This is a genomic window from Sphaerisporangium sp. NPDC049003 (assembly GCF_043197795.1).
Classification (GTDB): Bacteria; Actinomycetota; Actinomycetes; order Streptosporangiales; family Streptosporangiaceae; genus Sphaerisporangium.
This window is the reverse complement of record NZ_JBICTU010000011.1, coordinates 222857-241381: the sequence shown is the minus strand read 5'-3', so window position 1 is coordinate 241381 and position 18525 is coordinate 222857. Positions and strand designations below refer to the sequence as shown.

The 18525-nt window shown below is 70.8% G+C and carries 15 protein-coding genes; 7 read left to right on the top strand and 8 right to left on the bottom strand.

The features are described from left to right. The 8 genes from ACGFIV_RS14970 to ACGFIV_RS14935 form a co-directional block, all read right to left on the bottom strand. On the bottom strand, positions 1 to 301 hold a 301-nt coding region (locus tag ACGFIV_RS14970), incomplete at its 3' end, for a nucleotidyl transferase AbiEii/AbiGii toxin family protein (protein WP_392835091.1). A 78-nt stretch (positions 302 to 379) separates the two neighbouring features. Continuing rightward, a complete protein-coding gene (locus tag ACGFIV_RS14965) occupies positions 380 to 1543 on the bottom strand; it encodes a type IV toxin-antitoxin system AbiEi family antitoxin domain-containing protein (RefSeq protein WP_392835088.1) in 1164 nt (387 codons plus the stop codon). Between the two features lie 546 nt (positions 1544 to 2089). After that, entirely contained in the window at positions 2090 to 2443 is a 354-nt protein-coding gene (locus tag ACGFIV_RS14960; protein ID WP_392835085.1) for a tetratricopeptide repeat protein, read from the bottom strand. 186 nt (positions 2444 to 2629) lie between these two features. Beyond that, positions 2630 to 2854, bottom strand: coding sequence for a hypothetical protein (locus ACGFIV_RS14955; RefSeq protein ID WP_392835082.1), 225 nt, complete (start codon positions 2852 to 2854; stop codon positions 2630 to 2632). 395 nt (positions 2855 to 3249) lie between these two features. Next, on the bottom strand, positions 3250 to 4869 hold the full coding sequence (locus ACGFIV_RS14950) for a cellulose binding domain-containing protein (protein WP_392835080.1): 1620 nt from the start codon (positions 4867 to 4869) through the stop codon (positions 3250 to 3252). 185 nt (positions 4870 to 5054) lie between these two features. Continuing rightward, positions 5055 to 6269: an amidohydrolase family protein gene (locus ACGFIV_RS14945; RefSeq protein WP_358557296.1), complete on the bottom strand. Its 1215-nt coding sequence runs from the start codon at positions 6267 to 6269 to the stop codon at positions 5055 to 5057. 51 nt (positions 6270 to 6320) lie between these two features. Next, on the bottom strand, positions 6321 to 8039 hold the full coding sequence (locus ACGFIV_RS14940) for a hydantoinase B/oxoprolinase family protein (protein WP_392835077.1): 1719 nt from the start codon (positions 8037 to 8039) through the stop codon (positions 6321 to 6323). Continuing rightward, positions 8036 to 10123 (bottom strand): hydantoinase/oxoprolinase family protein, encoded by a 2088-nt coding sequence (locus ACGFIV_RS14935; RefSeq protein WP_392835074.1) that lies wholly within the window; start codon positions 10121 to 10123, stop codon positions 8036 to 8038. Before ACGFIV_RS14935 ends, ACGFIV_RS14940 begins: the two co-directional genes overlap by 4 nt. Positions 10124 to 10401: 278 nt before the next feature. On the opposite strand from ACGFIV_RS14935, the gene ACGFIV_RS14930 reads away from it, so the two are divergent. Genes ACGFIV_RS14930 through ACGFIV_RS14900 form a run of 7 tightly spaced genes read left to right on the top strand, consistent with a single transcriptional unit; the run spans position 10402 to position 18447 of the window. After that, positions 10402 to 10746: an antibiotic biosynthesis monooxygenase family protein gene (locus ACGFIV_RS14930; protein ID WP_392835072.1), complete on the top strand. Its 345-nt coding sequence runs from the start codon at positions 10402 to 10404 to the stop codon at positions 10744 to 10746. After that, positions 10743 to 11795, top strand: a complete 1053-nt coding sequence (locus ACGFIV_RS14925) for a sugar ABC transporter substrate-binding protein (protein ID WP_358557308.1) — start codon at positions 10743 to 10745, stop codon at positions 11793 to 11795. The genes ACGFIV_RS14930 and ACGFIV_RS14925 overlap by 4 nt, the downstream gene beginning before the upstream one ends. A 28-nt stretch (positions 11796 to 11823) precedes the next feature. Beyond that, positions 11824 to 13410 (top strand): sugar ABC transporter ATP-binding protein, encoded by a 1587-nt coding sequence (locus ACGFIV_RS14920; RefSeq protein ID WP_358557311.1) that lies wholly within the window; start codon positions 11824 to 11826, stop codon positions 13408 to 13410. Then, a complete protein-coding gene (locus tag ACGFIV_RS14915; protein WP_392835067.1) occupies positions 13407 to 14405 on the top strand; it encodes an ABC transporter permease in 999 nt (332 codons plus the stop codon). Before ACGFIV_RS14920 ends, ACGFIV_RS14915 begins: the two co-directional genes overlap by 4 nt. After that, on the top strand, positions 14406 to 15749 hold the full coding sequence (locus tag ACGFIV_RS14910) for a hypothetical protein (RefSeq protein WP_392835065.1): 1344 nt from the start codon (positions 14406 to 14408) through the stop codon (positions 15747 to 15749). After that, positions 15746 to 16933 carry a DUF917 domain-containing protein gene (locus ACGFIV_RS14905; RefSeq protein ID WP_358557320.1) on the top strand — a complete coding sequence of 396 codons (1188 nt, stop codon included), beginning with the start codon at positions 15746 to 15748 and terminating at the stop codon, positions 16931 to 16933. Before ACGFIV_RS14910 ends, ACGFIV_RS14905 begins: the two co-directional genes overlap by 4 nt. Beyond that, positions 16930 to 18447, top strand: coding sequence for a helix-turn-helix domain-containing protein (locus ACGFIV_RS14900; RefSeq protein WP_358557322.1), 1518 nt, complete (start codon positions 16930 to 16932; stop codon positions 18445 to 18447). Before ACGFIV_RS14905 ends, ACGFIV_RS14900 begins: the two co-directional genes overlap by 4 nt. Positions 18448 to 18525: the final 78 nt, after the last annotated feature.

The following is an 18525-nucleotide window of genomic DNA, read 5'->3' as shown; positions in this document are numbered from 1 at the left end:
CGACACGCGGGGTGGTCCCATCACTGGCAACCGGGTGGTCCCATGCTCGTGGCAGAAAACCACCCTCGGTGGTCCCATAAGCCTGGCCGGCGACAGCGTCGAACAACGCGTTCAGCGCTTCCTGGGCACTCTGCGCTGTGGGACGTTGCAGATCGATGTCGCGACTCAGACGGGCCTGAGCCGGGTAGCGCAGCAGGAGTGCCTGTCCACCCTTGAGAATCCATCCAGAAGGGTCATGACGAAAGACCCGGGCCGCCAAACGGCTGAAGTAGAAGCTACGAAACACCAGGCCCGGGGTCAAGTCCGTGCTTCTTGGCGTGGGCCCCTAAGCGATCTTTCATGGCCCTTTCAAAGGCTCGGGGGGTGGTGTAGGGCTGACTCACGGAGCCTCACTGGAATCTTTGGTCGCGCTACTGGGTGTGGTCGATGGTTGGCTGGGAGACCCTCTGCCTGTGGTCGGCTTCTGCGTTTTCGTAACCGGAGCACGGTCAGCAGGGAGTTCAGATGCCTGATGGCTGATCGTTGATGCCTGGCCGATGCTGCGGGCTATGTGTTCCGCAAATGAGACCTCTGTGGATTCGGCCAGAATCTTTTGAATCGCGGTAAGTACGCTCGGAGGCAGGGAGGGGATGGAGTTGGGGTGATCGGCGAAACTTTTCTTTATCGTCTCGATGACCTCGGAACGCGCAGAGGTAAGAGGACCGACTTTTGCCAGCTGTTCAGCGAGCGAGGAGATGCCTGTGAATCCAATCAGGTCCTGGTTGATCGAACGACGAATGGCGGCGTCTTTCGGCTGGGCGTCTTCAAGCCCAGAAAGCAGCAGCGCGAGCGCAGAGACGAAACCCTGAACAGCGCCTTCTCGCCTGAGACGTGTGCTCTCCTCCACAGGGAGCTTCGTGCCAGCCTGCCCCGCGAGATACTCCAGCAGTCGCTCCCCTGCCGCAGAGCGCGGCAGCCCGTAGGCTCCGGCGAAACGCGCGACACGCTCAGCCAGAGAAGCGCGGTTCGTCAGGCCACGTCGATCAGCGTCGGCGATCACTCCGCCAACGTGCGCACCGTCTACATGCGCAGCCAGTAGATCAACTACAGTTCGCTCGGCTGTGGTGACCGGAAGGCCGTCGACCCGTACAACGTCGTCCGGTGCGAGATCGGCACGACGCAGGCGTACACCGCGCTCACGAGTGGTGCGACGCCGAGGTACAGAGATTTCAACCGTGGACGCGGGAAGCTCTCCGAGTTGTTGCAGGACGCAAGCCGAGCCATGAGAGACAACTCCCCCATACGTATCAAAGGTGTGGCGTCGCCACGCCGGCAGCTCGGGTTCGAGTCGTAGCCAAGCCACCTTGATCTCCAGATGATCCGGCCGCGCGGCACCTGTGACAAGGTAGACGCCGCGGCCGACGCTCTCAAGGAGACCGGCTTCAACCAGTCGCAGTAGATCAACAGCGCTAAGACCTGCGACTTTGGCTTGAGATGCCGTCACGAGACCCCATTGATCGGCGGCCTGCTCGCCTATCGTTCTAAGTGCCCGATCCCGCCTCATGCATCAAAGGTTACCGTCTACCTGAAGCGATAATTACATCCTGGGGGTAAGTATCGCTGCATCTACACGAAGATCGATCCCAATTGCTTCGTTGACCCCCATCAAAAGTTACATCACGACCGCAGCGCGCCCCCGCCTGGCAGGCGCGCTGCACAACCGGTAGAAACAGCTGCATTTGCCGCCTTGATCGCGCCGTGGAGCCTCTTCTGCGCACACGAGGCGTTCGAGGTCGTGGACCCAAGAGTCCATCGATCAGCACCATGAGGAGTTCACCTCCCCCATCGCCCCTCCACGTCCCCACACCGCCCCACCATCGCCTCCGGCAGGCGCCGACACCGTCTGCCCTGCGGCGGGCCTGGCGACCACCGCTTGTGGCGGGGCATGTGCCGGGTGGCCAGAACGGTGTTCACCCGTCAAGTGCTGGACGGGTGGGTAGGAGAGAACATCACCCAAGGGCCCGCGTTCTCATCCGAACAACGCCAAAGGGCCTCGAAACCCTTGTGTCCCCGGCTTCGAGCCCCTTCGTCGTGCTGAACGCGCGCGGTACTAGACCAGGTTGGCCGCGTACACGGACACGTCGATCTCGCTCACCTGGTCGGCACCCATCGCAAGTGCCAGCTTGCGGTATCGCCGCGCCTCATCGCCGCGGTTACTCCGTTCGAGAGTCCTGGCCAGCGCCTCGTACGCCCATCCGTTGGCCGGGTCGAGCTCCAACAGCCGCCGGAAGGTCGCCTCCGCGCGGCCAAGCTGGGCGCTGTGGAAGTAGGCCCGGCCCAGCAGCTCGACAGCCGCCCGGTTACCCGGATCCCGCTCCACGATCGGAGCGAGAATGCGCCCCGCCTCCGGGTAGTCCTTCGCGTCGAAGAACATCATTCCCCGCTGGTACTCGTCGTAGGACATCGGCTCGTCCCCTTCCCGGGAGCGTCCGCCGGCACCGGCGGACCACCCACCGCCCCCTCAACACCGCCACGTACCACCGTCTTCCCGGCGCCTCACCGGCTGACAGATGATTGCAGAAGTACGGCGAAGCGCTCGCCACGCTGCTCGTGGCCGACCGCATCGCGTGGCGTGCGCGACCGGTAGACGTCACCGCGCACAGTCTTCGCCAAGGTCGTGGCGAACGGCGCGGATTTCCGCCAGGTTCTCTGGGTCGCCGGCGAGCTCCTGTGCCTCCGTCCGAGCCACTTCCATGCGACGAAGGCGGTTGGCGATGAGAAGCGCTTCGCGGACCACATCGGTGGCGGATCTGCCGTCAGCGGTCAGCTCGGCGAGGGCCTTCTCGGTCTTCGCATCGATCTGTACGGTGAGCACAGCCATATCCACTGTACGACGGCCTGCCCCGCAGGCGTTTAACGCAATTCCGTAACCGTACGAACACGTAACGTGTCCAATTCGGCAGGTGGCGCCGCGTTCGCTTCGGGTTGCTTTCGCATGCCGCCCCAACCCGTGCCACTGCGCGTCACGACCAGGGGAACCCGGAACGTCGTTCGGGCGCGCAGGGGGGCACAGACCTAGACGCGGCTGAGGTGTTTCATCCGTCGTCCGGTGAGGCCAACACTTGGGTGACAACACACGGCCCACCCGTCAACCCCTTGACGGGTGGGCCGTCGAACATTCCCGCTCTCGCACATGCTGGACGAGCACGGGCCATCAGCGGTCAGCCCGGCAGGTGCCTTCACCAGCTCCAAGACCTGCGCAGAGGTGGGTCACTTCTTCGCGCAGGTGGTGCCGTTGAGGGTGAAGGTGGCCGGTACGGCGTTGGTGCCGGTGTAGGTGGCCTGGAAGCCGAAGCTCGCCGTGCCGCCGTTCGCGCCGATCGTGCCGTTCCAGTCCGCGTTCTTCACCGTGACCTGGGCTCCGGACTGCGTGGTGACGCCGTTCCAGGTGTTCGTGATCTTCTGGGTGCCGGTGAAGGCGAACGCCAGGGTCCAGCCGTTGATCGCCGCGCTCCCGCCGTTGGTGAGGGTCACGTCGGCGGTGAACCCGCTCCCCCAGTCGTTCAGCTTGTAGACCACCGAGCAACCACCGGGCGAGACGGTCGGCGTGGGAGTGGGGGTGGGGGTCCGTGTCGGAGTGGGCGTGGGTGTCGGGGTGGGCGTGGGCGTCGGGGTCGGGGTGGGCGAAGGGGAGGTGGAGCCGCCGCTCTTGGCCGTCATCCGGGCCGAGTGCGCGCGGAACACCGCCAGCGCCGGGTCGCCGCTCTTCACGCTGTGCGGGTCGCCCCCGGCGTTCTTGTCCGGATACCACCAGAAGGCCGAGCCGTCCCCGTCCCTGGCCTCGAAGTCGGCGTAGAGCGCGTTCCACCAGGTCACCCGGTCGGCGTTGCCCTCGGTGTTGAACTCCCCCAGGAAGAACGGCTTGCCGACCACGTCGTGCGAGTCGGAGATCCACCGGCCGATCAGGGTCTTGGTCTGGTCGAGGGTCAGGTTGGCCCAGCTCGCGTTCGGATAGGGGTGCGCGGAGGTGAAGTCGACGTACGGCGACTGGTGGATGTAGACGAACGGGTTGCCCTCGTCGCCGCCGAAGCCGTATCTCGACTCGTGCCCTTCCAGCCCGGTGCCGACCATGTGGTTGGAGTCGATGCCCTTGACGTAGGAGGCCATCTCGTCGACCCACTTGCGCAGGGTGGCGCCGCTCTTGTTCTCGTCGGCGCTGACGTCCTGGTAGCGCGGCTCGTTCATGAGCTCCCAGGCGAAGATGCCCGGCTCGTCCTTGTACTTCACGCCGCTGTAGTGGTTGGTCCGGTTGAGCGCGTAGTTGACATAGTTCTTGTACTGGGTGAAGCAGCCCGGGCACTTGGCCTTGTCGAAGAAGACGGCCCGGCCGGGGTGCCCGCCGTTCAGTCCCTCCCACTTGAGCCGGGTGTCGATGCCGCCGTAGGCCTCCCAGTAGTTCTCGAACACCGGGATGAGGCGGATGTCGTGCGCCTTGGCCGACTGGATGACGTAGTCGAAGAGCGCGAACTGCTGGTCGTTGTAGACGCCCTTGGCGGTCTCGAACCCGTGCCAGCTCTCGTGGCTGAACATCCACAGCCGCAGCACGCTCACCTTGTCGGCCTGCAACTCGGCCATGTGGGCGTCTATGCGCGCCTTGTCCATGTACTGCGTCTCGGTGTCCCCGTAGCTGCCGCCGTAGGTGAACACGTCGTAGGTGTTCGTCCCGGCGAAGTAGTACGGCTTGCCGTTGAGGCAGAAGTGGACGCCGCAGCGCTGCACGAACCCCGAGATCGCCGCGTTGGCGCCGGAGAGGGTGAGCGTGACGGTGCCGGCGGCGATGGCCAGCACCAGTGACAGCAGCAGATATACCGGTCGGATCCGTCGTCTCATGATGTTCCTTGCCACGGCGGCGAGTGGGAGCGCTCCCATAAAGATCACGCCCTTCGCCCCACCGCAACCGCAGGCGCCACGACCCCGTCGGACCACCGGCCCCACCTGCGCACGGCCGGACGGAGCCCGCTGGAACCCGTGAAACGTTCACCACGGAAACCGGCGGGCGCCGCCCGGCGGCGGGTTCAGGACGCCGCTGTCACTCTGCCCGCCTGGATGACCGTGCGGCGCTCGGGGCCCGCCCACAGGACCGACGGGTCGCCGAACGGGTCGCCGTCCAGGATCACCAGGTCCGCGACGGCGCCCGGCTCGATGCGGCCGAGGTCCGGGCGGCCGATGAGGTCGGCGTTCACGGACGTGGCCGACCGCAGCGCCTCCAGGGCGCCCTCGACCTCGACCTGGAGCCGGAGCCCGTTGAGCTGCTCGTCGTCGAGCGCGCCCATGAGGTCGGTGCCGAAGCCGATGCGCACCCCCTCGGCCCTCGCGATCTCGACCGCCCGGCGCCCGGACTCCAGCACCTCGGCGTTCTTGGCCCGGGGGATCGGGCCCAGCCCGAGGTCCGCACCTCGCCTGTCCATCGCGTCGTACGTCGCGAGGGTGGGCACCAGGAAGGCGCCGTGCCCGGCCATCAGCTTCGCGGCCGGCCGGTCGAGGAGGTTGCCGTGCTCGATCGAGCGCACGCCGTTCTCGACCGAGTGCGCGATCGCCTCGGGCGAGTAGGCGTGGGCCGCCACGTAACTGCCCCGGCGCGACGCCTCCCCGGTGACCGCGCGAACCTCCTCGGGCGAGTACTGCGGAACCCGGATCGGGTCGGTCAGCGAGACCACCCCGCCAGAAGTCATGATCTTGATGGCGTGGGCGCCCCGCCGGAAGCGGTCGCGTACGGCCCGGCGCAGCGGGTCCACGCCGTCCACGATCTCTCCGGTGTGGCTCCCGCAGGCACACAGGTCCTGGTCACCCGGGCGGGGATCGCCGTGCCCGCCGGTCTGGGTCAGGGCCGGCCCCGTGTACAGGTAGCGGGGCGAACGGATCAGGCCCTGGGCGATGGCCTTCGCCAGTCCAGGGTCCCCTCCGGCGACGTCTCGCACGGTCGTGAACCCCCGGCCGAGCGCGGCGCCGAGCCTGCGGGCCCCGGCCAGCGCGAGGTAGCTCAGCGGGGCCGACTCGATCTCCAGCAGGCTCAGTGAGACGCCGTAGGCGTGGAAGTGGGCGTCGATGAGACCGGGGATGACCGTGCCACCCCGCGCGTCGACCACCCGCTGCGCGGCCGGCGCGGCGCCGCCGACCTGGACGACGATGCCGCCGGAGATGTGCACAGGGCCGTCCGAGAGCTCGGCCGACCGGCCGTCGAAGACGGCGGCGTTGACGATGGTCAGGTCTCCCGCGAGCGAGGAACCCATTTCAGCACCCCTTTCCGGCGGCGCCACGAGGGCTCGCCGCGACGATTTGGATCATACGGTCGCCCCGCCCCGGAGCCCCGCGGTCGCGTCGAGGTCGACCTGGAAGGTGTCCGGATCCACCACGACACCGTAGTCGCGGGCGGCCGCGGCCGCGGTCACGAAGCCGTTGCGCACGTCCTTGGCGACCCGCTCCGGCTCGCGCTCGAACGGGTCACCGTACCCGCCGCCACCGCCGGTGTTGTTGACCAGCACGTCACCGGCCGCCAGGCGGTTGTAGCTGCCGCCCTGCGTCACCTCGCGGTCGGTGCCGGGGTTGAGCACGATGTGGTTGTTCTCCCCCGGCCGCCCGTCCCCGATCGGCCACGGCTTGGTCCTGGTCTTGTAGACCAGGCAGATGCCGGTGGACGGCGCGGTGAACCGGTACGTCCGCCCGACGCCGACGCCGCCGCGGTGCCGGCCCGCGCCTCCGGTGTCCGGCCGGTAGCCGTAGGACTCGATGAACATCGGCGACTTGGTCTCGAGGATCTCGACGGGGTTGTTGCGGCATCCGGGCTCGGACAGGTGCATGATCCCGTCCTCGCCGTCGCCCCGGGCGTGCCCGCCGAACCCGACCGCCTCGTTGGTCGCCTCCAGCCATGCCTCGCCGTTGCGGGGGTTGACCCCGAGGCCCATCATCGAGCTGACGTCGCCACCGGAGCATGCGGGCACCCGGTCCGGCATGCCCTGCGCGAGCGCCTTCAGCACGACCTCGCCGCCGAGCAGCCCGGTCCACAGGGTGAAGGTCGGCATGGGCGGCACCGCGTGCATCACGGATCCGGGTTCGGTGACGACGCGCATCGGCCGGAAGTTCCCGGCCACCACCGAGGTGTCGGGGGTCGTCAGCGCCTTGAAGATGAGGCTGCAGAAGGCCTCGGTCTGGCCCACGGGAAGGTTGACGGGCCCCCTCACGTCACGGTCGCTGCCGGTCCAGTCGATGACCATCTCGTCGTCGGTGATCGTGACCGTGACCTGCATCTTGATCAGGCGGTCGAGGTCGACACCGTCGTTGTCGACGAAGTCGTGGGCGGTCCAGGTTCCCTTGGGGAGCTTGGCCAGGGCCAGACGGGCGAGCTTCTCACCGTGGTCGTTGATCGCGTCCATCGCGCCGAGGAGGGTCTCGGCGCCGTACTTGGCCGCGATCTCCTGGGTGCGGCGGACGCCGGTGACGCAGGCGGAGACCTGCGCCTGGATGTCGCCGATGGTCCGCTCCGGCATCCGGCTGTTGAAGCGGATGATGTTGAAGATGTCGTCGTTCTGGACCCCGCCCCGGTAGAGCTTGGTGGCCGGGAAGAAGAGCCCCTCCTGCGACATGTCCGTGGAGTCCAGGACGTATCCCGGGTCCTTCTGCTTCAGGTCGAGCACGTGGATCCGGCAGGAGGCGAAGCCGATGAGCTCGTCCTGGTGATGGATGGGGGCGAAGACCAGCGGGTCCAGCGTGTGGGCGGAGGACCAGTACGGGTAGTTGAGGATGACGACGTCGCCGGGCAGCAGGCCGTCCTCGCCGAGGAACTCCACGGCCTTCTTGATGCCGTGGTCGTTCCCCCGGGTGAACACCGCGATGCCGGGCGCGTCCGCGACGACGTCCCCCTTGGCGTCGTGGATGCCGATGCCGTAGTCGTGGATCTCGTACACCACGGTGTTGTACGCCGTGCGGCACAGGTTGCGGGCCATCTCCTCCGCCGCGGCGAGCAGCCCGTGCCGGATGATCTCTGTGGTGATGGCGTCGTTCATCGGTTGAACTCCTTGGTTCCGGAGGCGACGGTTCCCGGGGCGACGGTTCCCGGGGCGACGGAGATGACCAGTTCGCCGTACGGCCCGACCTTGAGGCCGTCCCCTGCGTGGATGACGGAGGTGGCCGTGTGCTCGGCGATCACCGCGGGGCCCTCGATGGCGTCGCCGGCCAGCAGCGACTCGCGGGTGTAGAGGGCGTAGCCGGCGGCCGGCCGGTCCGCCGACAGGTGGACGGCGCGGGTGCCCTCGGCCGAAAGCGAGCCGGACTCCCGCCGCGCCACCAGTGGCAGCGCGGGTTTGTCCACCGATCCCGTGGCCCGAAGGCGAAGCGTCGTGACCTCGACCGGGTCGCCCATCGTGTGCCCGTACTGCCGCTCGTGCAGCCTGGCGAAGCTCTCCGCGACCCGGGTGACCATGTCGTCGGCGCTCGCGGGGAAGGCCACGGTCACCGAGTGCTCCTGGCCCGCGTACCGGACGTCCAGCGACCGGGCGAGGGTCACGCTCCGCTCGTCGAACCCCTCGCCCGCCAGTTGCGCCAGGGCCTCGCGTTCCATCTCACCGTAGGAGGCCTCCACGGCCGAGGGGTCCAGCCCGTCCAGCGGCGATACCGAGGTGCGGGCGAAGTCGTGCTGCACGTCGGCCATCAGCATCCCGAAGGCGGAGAAGGCGCCCTGGCCCGGCGGGACGATGACGGTGGGAATGCCCAGCTCGCGCGCCACCTCGACGGCCACCAGCCCTCCGCCGCCGCCGAAGGACAGCAGGGCGAAGTCCTTCGGGTCACGGCCCAGCTCGACGGTGATCGCCCGCACCGCGCCCATGATCTTGGTGTTGGAGATGCGGACGATGCCCCGGGCGAGCGCCTTGACGGTCATGCCCAGCTCGCCGGCGATCGGCTGGAGCGCCTTGTCGGCCAGGGCGGCGTCCAGGGTGAGCTTGCCGCCCAGCGGCGTGCCGCCGCCGAGGTAGCCCAGTGCCAGGGCGGCGTCGGTGAAGGTGGGCGCCATACCGCCCCGGCCGTAGCACGCCGGCCCGGGCACGGCGCCCGCGCTCTGCGGCCCGACCTGCAGCGCGCCGGCCTCGTCCAGCCACGCGATCGAGCCGCCGCCCGCGCCGATGGTGTGGATGTACAGCGACGGGGTGTTGATGGGCATCTGCTCGAACTCGGCCCCCTGGTACAGGACGGGCTCGTAGTCGAGGATCAAGGACGCGTCGAGGCTGGTCCCGCCCATGTCGATCGTGATCAGATTCGGCCGGTCCAGGATCTTCGACAGGGCCGCCGCGCCGATGACGCCGCCGGCCGGGCCGGACAGGATCAGGCTCACCGGCTGCTCCCGCGCCGAGCTCGCGGTCATCGCCCCGCCGCCTGAGCGCGTCATGAGGAAGCGCCCGCCGAACCCGCCCGAGGCGAGCTCTCCCTCCAGCGTGTGCAGGTAGTGGCGCACGATGGGCTTGACGTAGGCGTCCAGGACGGCGGTGCTGGTGCGCTCGTACTCCCGGTACTCGCGCGACAGTTCGTGCGACAGCGTGACCGCCACGCCGGGCGCGACCTCGGCGAGCACCTCCCGCATCCGCAGCTCGTGGCCGGGGTTGGCGTAGGAGTGCAGGAAGGCGACGGCCACCGACTGGTACCCGCGCGCGGCGACGACGGCCGCCACGCGGCGCGCGTCGTCGACGTCGAAGGGGGTGTGCACGGTGCCGTCGAAGCGGCTCCGCTCGGTCACCTCGAAGGTGTCGTGACGTTCGAGGAGCGCCGGGGGCTTGCGGTAGGTGATGTCGTAGTTGGTCCTGCGGTCGGTGCGCCCGAGAAGGTAGACGTCGCGGAAGCCCCTGGTGCCGATCACCGCGGTACGCGCGCCGGTGCGCGTCAGCAGCGCGTTCAGCCCGAGGGTCGTCCCATGGGTGAACATCCCGATGTCCGTCATGGGCGCCCGTGCCACTCCGAAGGCGCTCATCACGCCCTTCGTCGGCGCTTCGGGCGTCGTGGGCACCTTGTCGAAGCGGAGTTCACCCGTTTCGGGGATCAGCTCGACGACATCGGTGAACGTCCCTCCGACGTCGATCGCCAGCCTGCTCGCCTTGTCCATCATTGGCTTCCTTCCTGTCCGGGACGCCCGTGTCCGGCGCGGTCTCGGCGGGCCTCGGGATGACCTGCGAGGTTTCCCGGGTGTCCTGGGCCGCGGTGGCCGCGAACGACCACGCACAGCCTGACTTCGCCTGTTCAGGAGGGGTGCGGCGAGCCGCACAGCGGCGGCGTCCCGCACTGTGCGGGACGCCCAGGGGAGGGCTGGACCGGTTTCTACAGTTTCTGCCACGTCGTCGGGCATCGACGGGCGGCCACCGTCCAATCCGTTCGGAGGAACACATGATCCGCAGTGTTCTCTACCTCAGACCGCTCCCCGGCAAGGAGGGCGACCTGGAGGAGTTCTACGCCCGCCACGGTGTGCTCAACCGGGCGCTGTCCCTGCCGGGCTGTCACGGGGCCGCGTTGCATCGCCCCGCCGAGTCGGGCGGGCCGTACCTGGTCACCGCTACGTGGACCGGCGAGTCCGACTACCAGCAGTGGCTCGGCGACCCCTGGCGCCAGCGGATCACCGGAGAGCTGGGCGACCTGCTCGACGGCGGCCCCCGCGCCGACCAGGGCGGCGGGCTCTACACGATCGTGGCGGCGGCCGGCGACGAGACCGGTGACGAGGAAGCGGCTCAATGAGAAGCGGGATGCACATGCACATCAAGAAAAAGGGACTCGCCCTCGGTGTCGTGGCCGGGGTGCTCGCGCTGAGCACCGCCTGCGTCGCGCCGGAATCGGACACCACGGCGACGGGCACGGCTTCCGCGGACTCATCGGCCGCTTCGAACGCCGGGCACAAGCGCATCGCCTTCTTCGGGTTCGCGCGTGCCAACTCGTTCGCCGCGGCCACCTGGGCGGGCATCGAGGAGTACGCCAAGGCCAACGACGCGGAGGCCGAGTTCTTCGACCCCAACTTCGACGCCCAGGCCCAGGTGCAGCAGATCCAGGACGCGGTGACGTCCAAGCGCTTCGACGTGTTCGTCGTGCAGGCCAACGACGGCGCGGCCGTGGTGCCCGCGGTCAAGCAGGCGGTGGCGGCCGGGATCACCGTGGTGGCCGAGTTCACCCCGGTGGGCACCCGCTATGACACCGCCGAGTCGCAGGTGCCCGGCGTGATCACGCTACTGGACGTTCCGGTGGACAACGGCCGCAAGCTGGGCGAGCTCGGCGTGGCCGCCTGCGAGAGCAAGAAGCTCGACCCGTGCGAGGTCGCGTACCTGGAGGGCTTCAAGTCGCTCCCGCTGGACAACGCGCGCACCGACGCCGCCGTCAAGGCCCTGGAGGCCGCAGCCGGCGTGAAGCTGGTCGCCCGGGTCGAGGGCGGCTACACCAAGGAGAGCGGACGCAAGGCGACGCAGGACGTGCTCCAGTCGCACCCGGGCGTCGACGTCGTCATCGGCTCCTCCCAGGCCGTCGCGGGCGCCGAGGCCGTACTCAAGGGCAAGGATGTGCTGCTGATCGGCAACGGCGGCTCCCGCCAGGCGGTGCGGGCCGTGCAGGACGGCCGCTGGTTCGCGACCTACTACCTGCCGGAGAAGTCCGCCGGCGCCAAGGCCGCCGAGCTCGGTCTCGCCAAGGCGCGCGGCCAGGAAGTGACGACGACCAACAGCTCGACCGACCTGGCCCCCGGTGAGGGCAAGGGCACCAAGGACGTGCTCGCCGGCGTCCAGGGCGAGTACGACGAATAGCAGGAGCGGCACGGAAGGGGGTCACTCGATGTCCCAGCCGGTCAGGATCGACCTGGAAGGGTTCGGCAAGGCTTACGGCGGCGTGCCCGTGCTGCGCGATGTGTCGTTCACCCTGTACGGGGGACGGGTGCACGGGCTGCTCGGCGAGAACGGCGCCGGCAAGTCGACGTTGCTCAAGGCGGTGTGCGGAGCGGTGGCTCCGGACACCGGGCGCATCTTGCTGGACGGCGAGCCGATCTCGGTCGGCTCCCCCCGGGACGCGCTGCGGCACGGGTTCGCGCTCATCTCCCAGGAGCTCGCCCTGGTGCCGGCCATGACCGTTCTGGACAACGTCCACCTCGGCCGGTGGCGCAACCGGCTCGGCTGGCGGACCGGCCGCGAGGACGGCAGGACGCTGGCCCGGCTGATCGAGCGCACCGGGTTCGATCTCGACCCCTCGGCCCTGGTGCGTGACCTGCCGCTCGCCGCGCAGCAACAGGTGGAGATCCTCCGGGCGCTGGCGTCCGGAGCCTCGGTGATCGGCATGGACGAGCCCACGGCGCTGCTCACCCAGACCGAGACCGACCGGCTGATGGCCGTCATCAGGCAGCTCGCGGCCGACGGCACCGCCGTGGTGCTGATCTCGCACTTCCTGGAGGAGGTGCTGTCGGTCTGCGACGACGTCACCGTGCTGCGCGACGGCCGCCATGTGGTCACCGGACCGGCCGCCTCGCAGACGCCCGGCAGCCTGGTGCGGCACATGGTCGGCCGGCCGCTCGAACTGTTCTACCCCGAGCCGGCCCCGGTGAAGGACGCCGCCCCGGTGGTGCTCAGCGTCCGCGACCTGCGACGCGGCACGGCGGTGCGCGGCGTGTCGATGGAGATAAGGGCCGGGGAGATCGTGGGGGTGGCGGGGCTGGTCGGCAGCGGCAGGTCGGAGACGCTGCGCGCGATCTTCGGCGCCGACCCGCGCGACGGCGGCGCCGTCGAGGTGGACGGCGACCCGGTGCCTCCCGGCTCGCCGTCGCGGGCCATGCGCGCCGGCCTGGCGATGGTCCCGGAGTCCCGCAAGGAGCAGGGGCTGGTGCTGGACCGCTCGGTCCGCGAGAACATCGCGCTGGCCAGCCTGAGCTCCAGGCAGCTCGCCGGTTTCGTCAGGGGCGGGTCCGAGAGGCCGGCGGCCGGGTCCATGCTCCGCGACCTGGACGTGCGGGGCTCGGACCTCGGCGGGCCCGTCTGGACGCTGTCGGGCGGCAACCAGCAGAAGGTGCTCTTCGGCAAGTGGCTGCTGGAGAAGCCCGCGGTGCTGCTGGTGGACGAGCCGACCCGCGGCGTGGACGTGGCTGCCAAGAGCCAGATCCACCGGCTCCTCGTCGACCTCGCCGCCGGGGGCATGGCGGTCCTCATGGTGTCCTCGGAGGTCGAGGAGGTCATGGGGCTGTCACACCGGGTGCTGGTGATGCGGCACGGCCGGCTCGTCGCCGAGTTCGCCCGGGGCGAGGCGACCCGTGAGCAGGTGCTCTCGATGGCTTTCGCCGACGACCTCCCCACCGGAGCCGCCCCCGGGCCGACCCGCTCAGCTGACCCGACGAACTACCCAGAATCAAGCCGTAACAGCACGGAGGAGCACGAATGACCACCATGGCTGACACGGAGGCCCCGCCCGAGGCGGCCGCACGGGCCACGGCCAGCAGGTTCACCAGGCTGCACGACTTCGGCATCGTGCTGACCGTGGTGGTGATCGTGGTCGCGCTGTCGCTGACCACCCAGACCTTCATGACCACCGGCAACCTGGTCAACCTGCTCGACCAGGCGGCGGTGATCGGGCTGCTGGCCTGCGCCGCCACCCTCGTCATCATCTCGGGCGCCTTCGACCTGTCGATCACCGCCGTGCTCGCCGTCTCGGCGATCGTCGCCGTGGTGGTCACCACGCATGCCGGGGTGCCGGCGGGCATGGCCGCCGGGGTGCTGACCGGCGGCGTGCTCGGCGCGATCAACGGCCTGGTCGTGATCTCCGTCAAGGTCCACTCGTTCATCGCCACGCTCGCCCTCAGCATCATGTACCGGGGGCTGGCCGTGATCCTGACGGCCGGCGCCATCGTGTACCCGCAGGAGAGCAGGCTCGCGTCCTTCCAGGCGCTCGGCTGGCCGACCGTGCTCGGCGGGATCACCGCGGCCTCGCTGTTGTTCCTGCTGGTCGCGGCGGTCTGCTGGGTGGTGCTCGCGCGCACCACCTTCGGCCGGCGCATCTACGCCGTCGGCGGCAACGAGGAGGCCGCGCGCCTGTCCGGCATCCGGGTCGGCGCGGTGCGGGTGGCGGTCTTCGCGATCAGTGGCGTGTGCGCGGCGCTGGCGGGACTCATCCTGGCCTCCCGCGGCGGGTCGGCGCAGGCGGGCATGGCCACGGGCATGGAGCTCACCGCGATCGCGGCGGCGGTGGTTGGCGGCACCAGCGTGCTCGGCGGCGAGGGCGCGATCTGGCGCGGGCTGATCGGCGTGCTCCTCATCACCTTGATCGGCAACGGATTCAACCTGCTGGGCTGGGATACCATATATCAGCAGGTCGTGCAGGGTGCGCTGATCCTCGGAGCGGTCAGCTTCGACCGGCTGCTGCGAGGCCGAAGGAGTTAGGTGGCTGGCGCGCGCATCGGGGTCCGGCTGGGTGCCGGCCAAGCTCGGGCCGCTCTTGTCGGCGCCGGTGACATCCGCCACGCCGCGTGCGGCTCCGGCGACGACCGCACGCTCTCGCGCATGCTCCGTGGCCTCGCAGAGGGCACGCCGGTCCGGTCGGTGACCTGGGACGTCTCCGCCGAGCTCGACCCGGCCACCGCCGGTTCGCCGGTGGCGTCCCTGCGGGTCATGCCGCGCCCGCCGGTCGGCAGCGGGCATCCCTCTCCCCTGCTCCTGGCATTGGCCGGGCACCGGGCCGCGGTGGTCGGAGGGCACGACCTGTTCGGGGTCGAGCTCGCCACGCTGGACATCTACGAGGTGCTCCGCACCGCGGCGGCCGTGCGGGCGGAGGGGATGAGCGCGCTGGCGCTGACGGCCACGGGGGCTCTCGGATGCCCCGACCACGAGCTCGCCGCGGCCGAGCTGGTCCGTGAGGCCTTTCCCCAGCTCAGGGTCTCGCTCTCGCACCAGGTCGGAGGCCTTGGCCTGCTGGAGCGCGAGGCCGCGACGGTGATCAACGCCGCGCTGCTGAGCCGCGCCGAGCAGGTGGTCGAGCGCTGCGTCGTGATCTCGGGCCGGCTCGGAGGCTCGACGTCGGCCTGGTTCGTGGCCGGGGACGGCGGCAGGATCTCCGCCGAGCGGCTGCGGCTGCTGCCGGTGCTGGGGCTGTCGGCCACCGGCGCCGCCGCCCTGACCGGCGCCGCGCGGCTGGCCGGAGTGGACGACGCGGTCGTGGGGCTGGCCGGGCCCGACGGGCTCGCCGTGGGCCACGTCCGCGACGGCCTCCCGGACGTGGCGACCGACCGGCCCGGTCCGGGTGGGGTGCGGATGGCCGTTCCCCAGGCGTCGCTGACCCCGATCCGCGGCTCGCACACGGCCACGGCGTCGGCCTTCGCCCTGCTGGCCGAGCACGACCAGCACACCGCGGTCATCGCCGTCGCCGATACGGGCCCGGACGGGGACCCCCGCGACGGGGACGCCACCGACCGGGCGCGGGCCGCCGCGGCCCGGCTGCCGTCGGCGTCGGTGCTGGTGGAGCCGTCGGCCGAGCTGGCCGCCATCGGCGCGGCGGGCACGGAGCCGAGCGCCTGGCTCGACACTGTACTGTACGCCGAGACCTCCGAGGTGCTGGCCCGCAAGCAGGCCGCCGCGGAGCAGCGGGCGCTCACCCTGGTGGCCGAGAGCGGCGCGCGGCTCGGCAGCGAGCGCGTGGTCAGCTCCCGCGCCATGTCGCTGTCGTTCCTGCGCAGCGGCTCCTACCGGCTGGTGGTACGCGCGGGCGGCCGGGCGGAGGACGACGCGTGACCGGCCGCTCCATCACCGTGGCGGACGTCCCGGCCCTGCTGGCGGGGGCGGAGTTCTTCTCGGCCAGCGCCGCGGGCGAGGGCATCGAGTTCGCGGGCTTCTGGCTGGAGGACATCCTCGCGCGGACGGGGCCCGTGGAGCTGGTCACGGCCGGCGAGCTCGACCCGGGCACGCCGTGCGCGGCGGTCGGCGCGATGGGCTCGACCGTCGCCATGGCCGAGCTGCCGCCCTCCGGGGAGGAACCCGTGGCCCTGGCACGCAGCCTGGCCGGGCGGTTCGGCGCCCCGCTGGGCGCCATCATGCCGCTCAACGCGGCCAGCGTGAACGCGCTGCACCCGGTGGCCGCCGCCGCGGTGCTCGGCCTGCCGCTGATCGACTGCGACGGCATGGGCCGGGTGTTCCCGCTGATCCACCAGACCACCTACGAGCTGGCGGGCCTCTCGCTCAGCCCGCTCGCGGTCGTCAGCGCCGGCAACGACTCGCTGCTGCTGGACACCGGCTCGGCCCGCGCCGAGCGGATCGCCAGGTCGATCGCCCAGGCCGCCGGCGGGTGGCTGCTGTGCGGGATGTACCCCACGCAGGTGGGACGGTTGCACGAGGCCGCCATCCACGGCTCGGTGAGCCGCACGCTGGAGGTCGGCCGGCTGCTGCGCGAGCACACCTCCGACGGCAGGACGGCGCGGGAGTCCGCCGGTGGCGGCGGCTCCGCACCGCCCCGGTACGGGCGCCCCGGCGACGGCGGGTGGCCGGCGAGCGGCACCGCGCCGCACGAGCGCCTGCTCCGTGACCTCGCGGCGGCGACCGGCGCGACGGTCCTGGGCGGCGGCCGGGTGGTGGAGCTCGGCCCTTCTGTGCGGCAGGCCGGAACCGTCTATCCGGGCAACCCGATGAGCATGGTGGTCCACGACCACGACAGCGGCCGCCTGATCCGGCTGGAGGCGCACAACGAGCTGGTGCTCGCCCTCGCCGACGGCGCGCTCACCGCGGCCGTTCCCGACCTGCTCTGCCTGCTCGACCGGGGCACGCTGCGGATGACCGGGCCGGAACGGCTCACCGTCGGTGACCAGGTGGACGTGCTGTGCGTGCCGGCCGCGCCCGTATGGCACACCGTCCACGGGCTCGGCCTCGGCGGGCCGGGAGCCTTCGGCTTCCCTCTGCGCCACCCGCGCCAGGAGGGCCGATGAAGCGCGCCGGACGCCCCGCCGAGCAGCTGACCGTGGACGAGCTGGTCAGGTACGGGCCGCTCGGCCACGCCCAGATGCTGGTCGGGGAGAACCTCGCCCGGCCGGTGTCACGGGTGGCGCTCATCTCCGATCTCGACCAGGTCCGCCACTGCGGGCCCGGTACCGCCGTGGTCCTCTCCGGCGGGCTGGCGCAGGGGGCGTGGGCGGTCGAGTCGGCGCTGCGCCTGGCCTGGGAGCGCAGTGCCGCCTGCCTGGTCAGCCCCGCCGTCGTCGGGCTGGACCAGGCCACCGCCCAGCTCGCCCGGCGGATGCGGCTGCCGGTGTTCGTCGTGAACGGGGACACCGCCGCCTGCGCCCTGGACCTGGCCGCGGCCATCGCCAGCCCCGAGGCCGCCCGCGCCCGCCTCGCGGCGCGTTGCGCGGAGCTGTTCGCCGAACGGAGCAACGCCCGGGGCATCGTCGGAGTGATCAACTCGGAGGTTCCCGGCGTGACGGCCGCGCTGGTGGCTCCGGACGGTCACGTGCTCGCCGGCCAGGCGTCCGCCGACCGGGCCGAGCACCGCGTCCAGGTGGACGTGCCGGGCCCGGACGGGCGTCGCTGGGCCGAGCTGGTCGCCGCCACGGCCGGCCCTTCCTCTCCCACCTGGGCCGAAACCGTGCTCCTCATCCTGCGCCTGGCCCGCGGGCCGCTGGCCGCCTCGGTCGCCAGAGAGCGGGTCGACGCGGTGCACGACGCCGAGCGAGGCCGGGCGGCTCTCCGTGCCCTCTTCGCCTCGGCCGGACGTGATCCCGCACCGACGGCGCAGGAGGAGCCGGGCACCCGTGACCGGGAACGGACCGTCCCGGGGGAGGCGCTCGGATGGCGCGTCGGCGGGCGGCACGTCGCGGTCTTCCTGCGGTCGAGCACCCCGCTGGACACCGCCGCCACCGGTCCCGGCGTGATCTCGGCCTGGCAGGAGGTCATCGACGACCTGCCTCTGGTGCCGTGGGACGCCGGCTGGGCCAGCTGGTGGACCGGCGAGGAGATCGAGGTGGAGCAGGTGGCGTCGGCGCTGCGGCGGCACCTCGCCCGGATGCGCTCGCCGATCCCGCTGAGCGCGGGCGTGGGCCGCGTCGCCGAAGGGGCCGAAGGGCTGCGGGAGTCGCTGTCGCAGGCGATGCTCGCGGCCGGGGTGACGGTGCGGGACGGCCACGGGACGGTGCGCTCGTTCGACGAGCTGGGCTTCCGGGTGCTGCTCGCCTCGCTGTCACAGACGGAGCTGGTCGGATCCGCCCGGATGGTGCTCGCCGACCTGCTCTCGGCGCCGGACGGGCCGGTGCTGGTGACCACGCTGGCCGCGCTGCTCGACTGCGCGAACTCCACCAGCCAGGCCGCCGCCCGGCTCGGCGTGCACCGCAACACGGTGCTCGGCCGGGTCGAGCGCATCAGGGCGCGCGGCATCGATCCCGATCGCCCCGATCAGCGGCTCGCGCTCCACCTCGCCTGCTACGCGCTGCTGCCCGAGCTGAGCTGAGCCATCCGGACATGCCGTTGAGACCGGTACGGCGGCGCGGGTCAGGCCCCGCGCCGCCGTACCGGGATCGGATGCCGG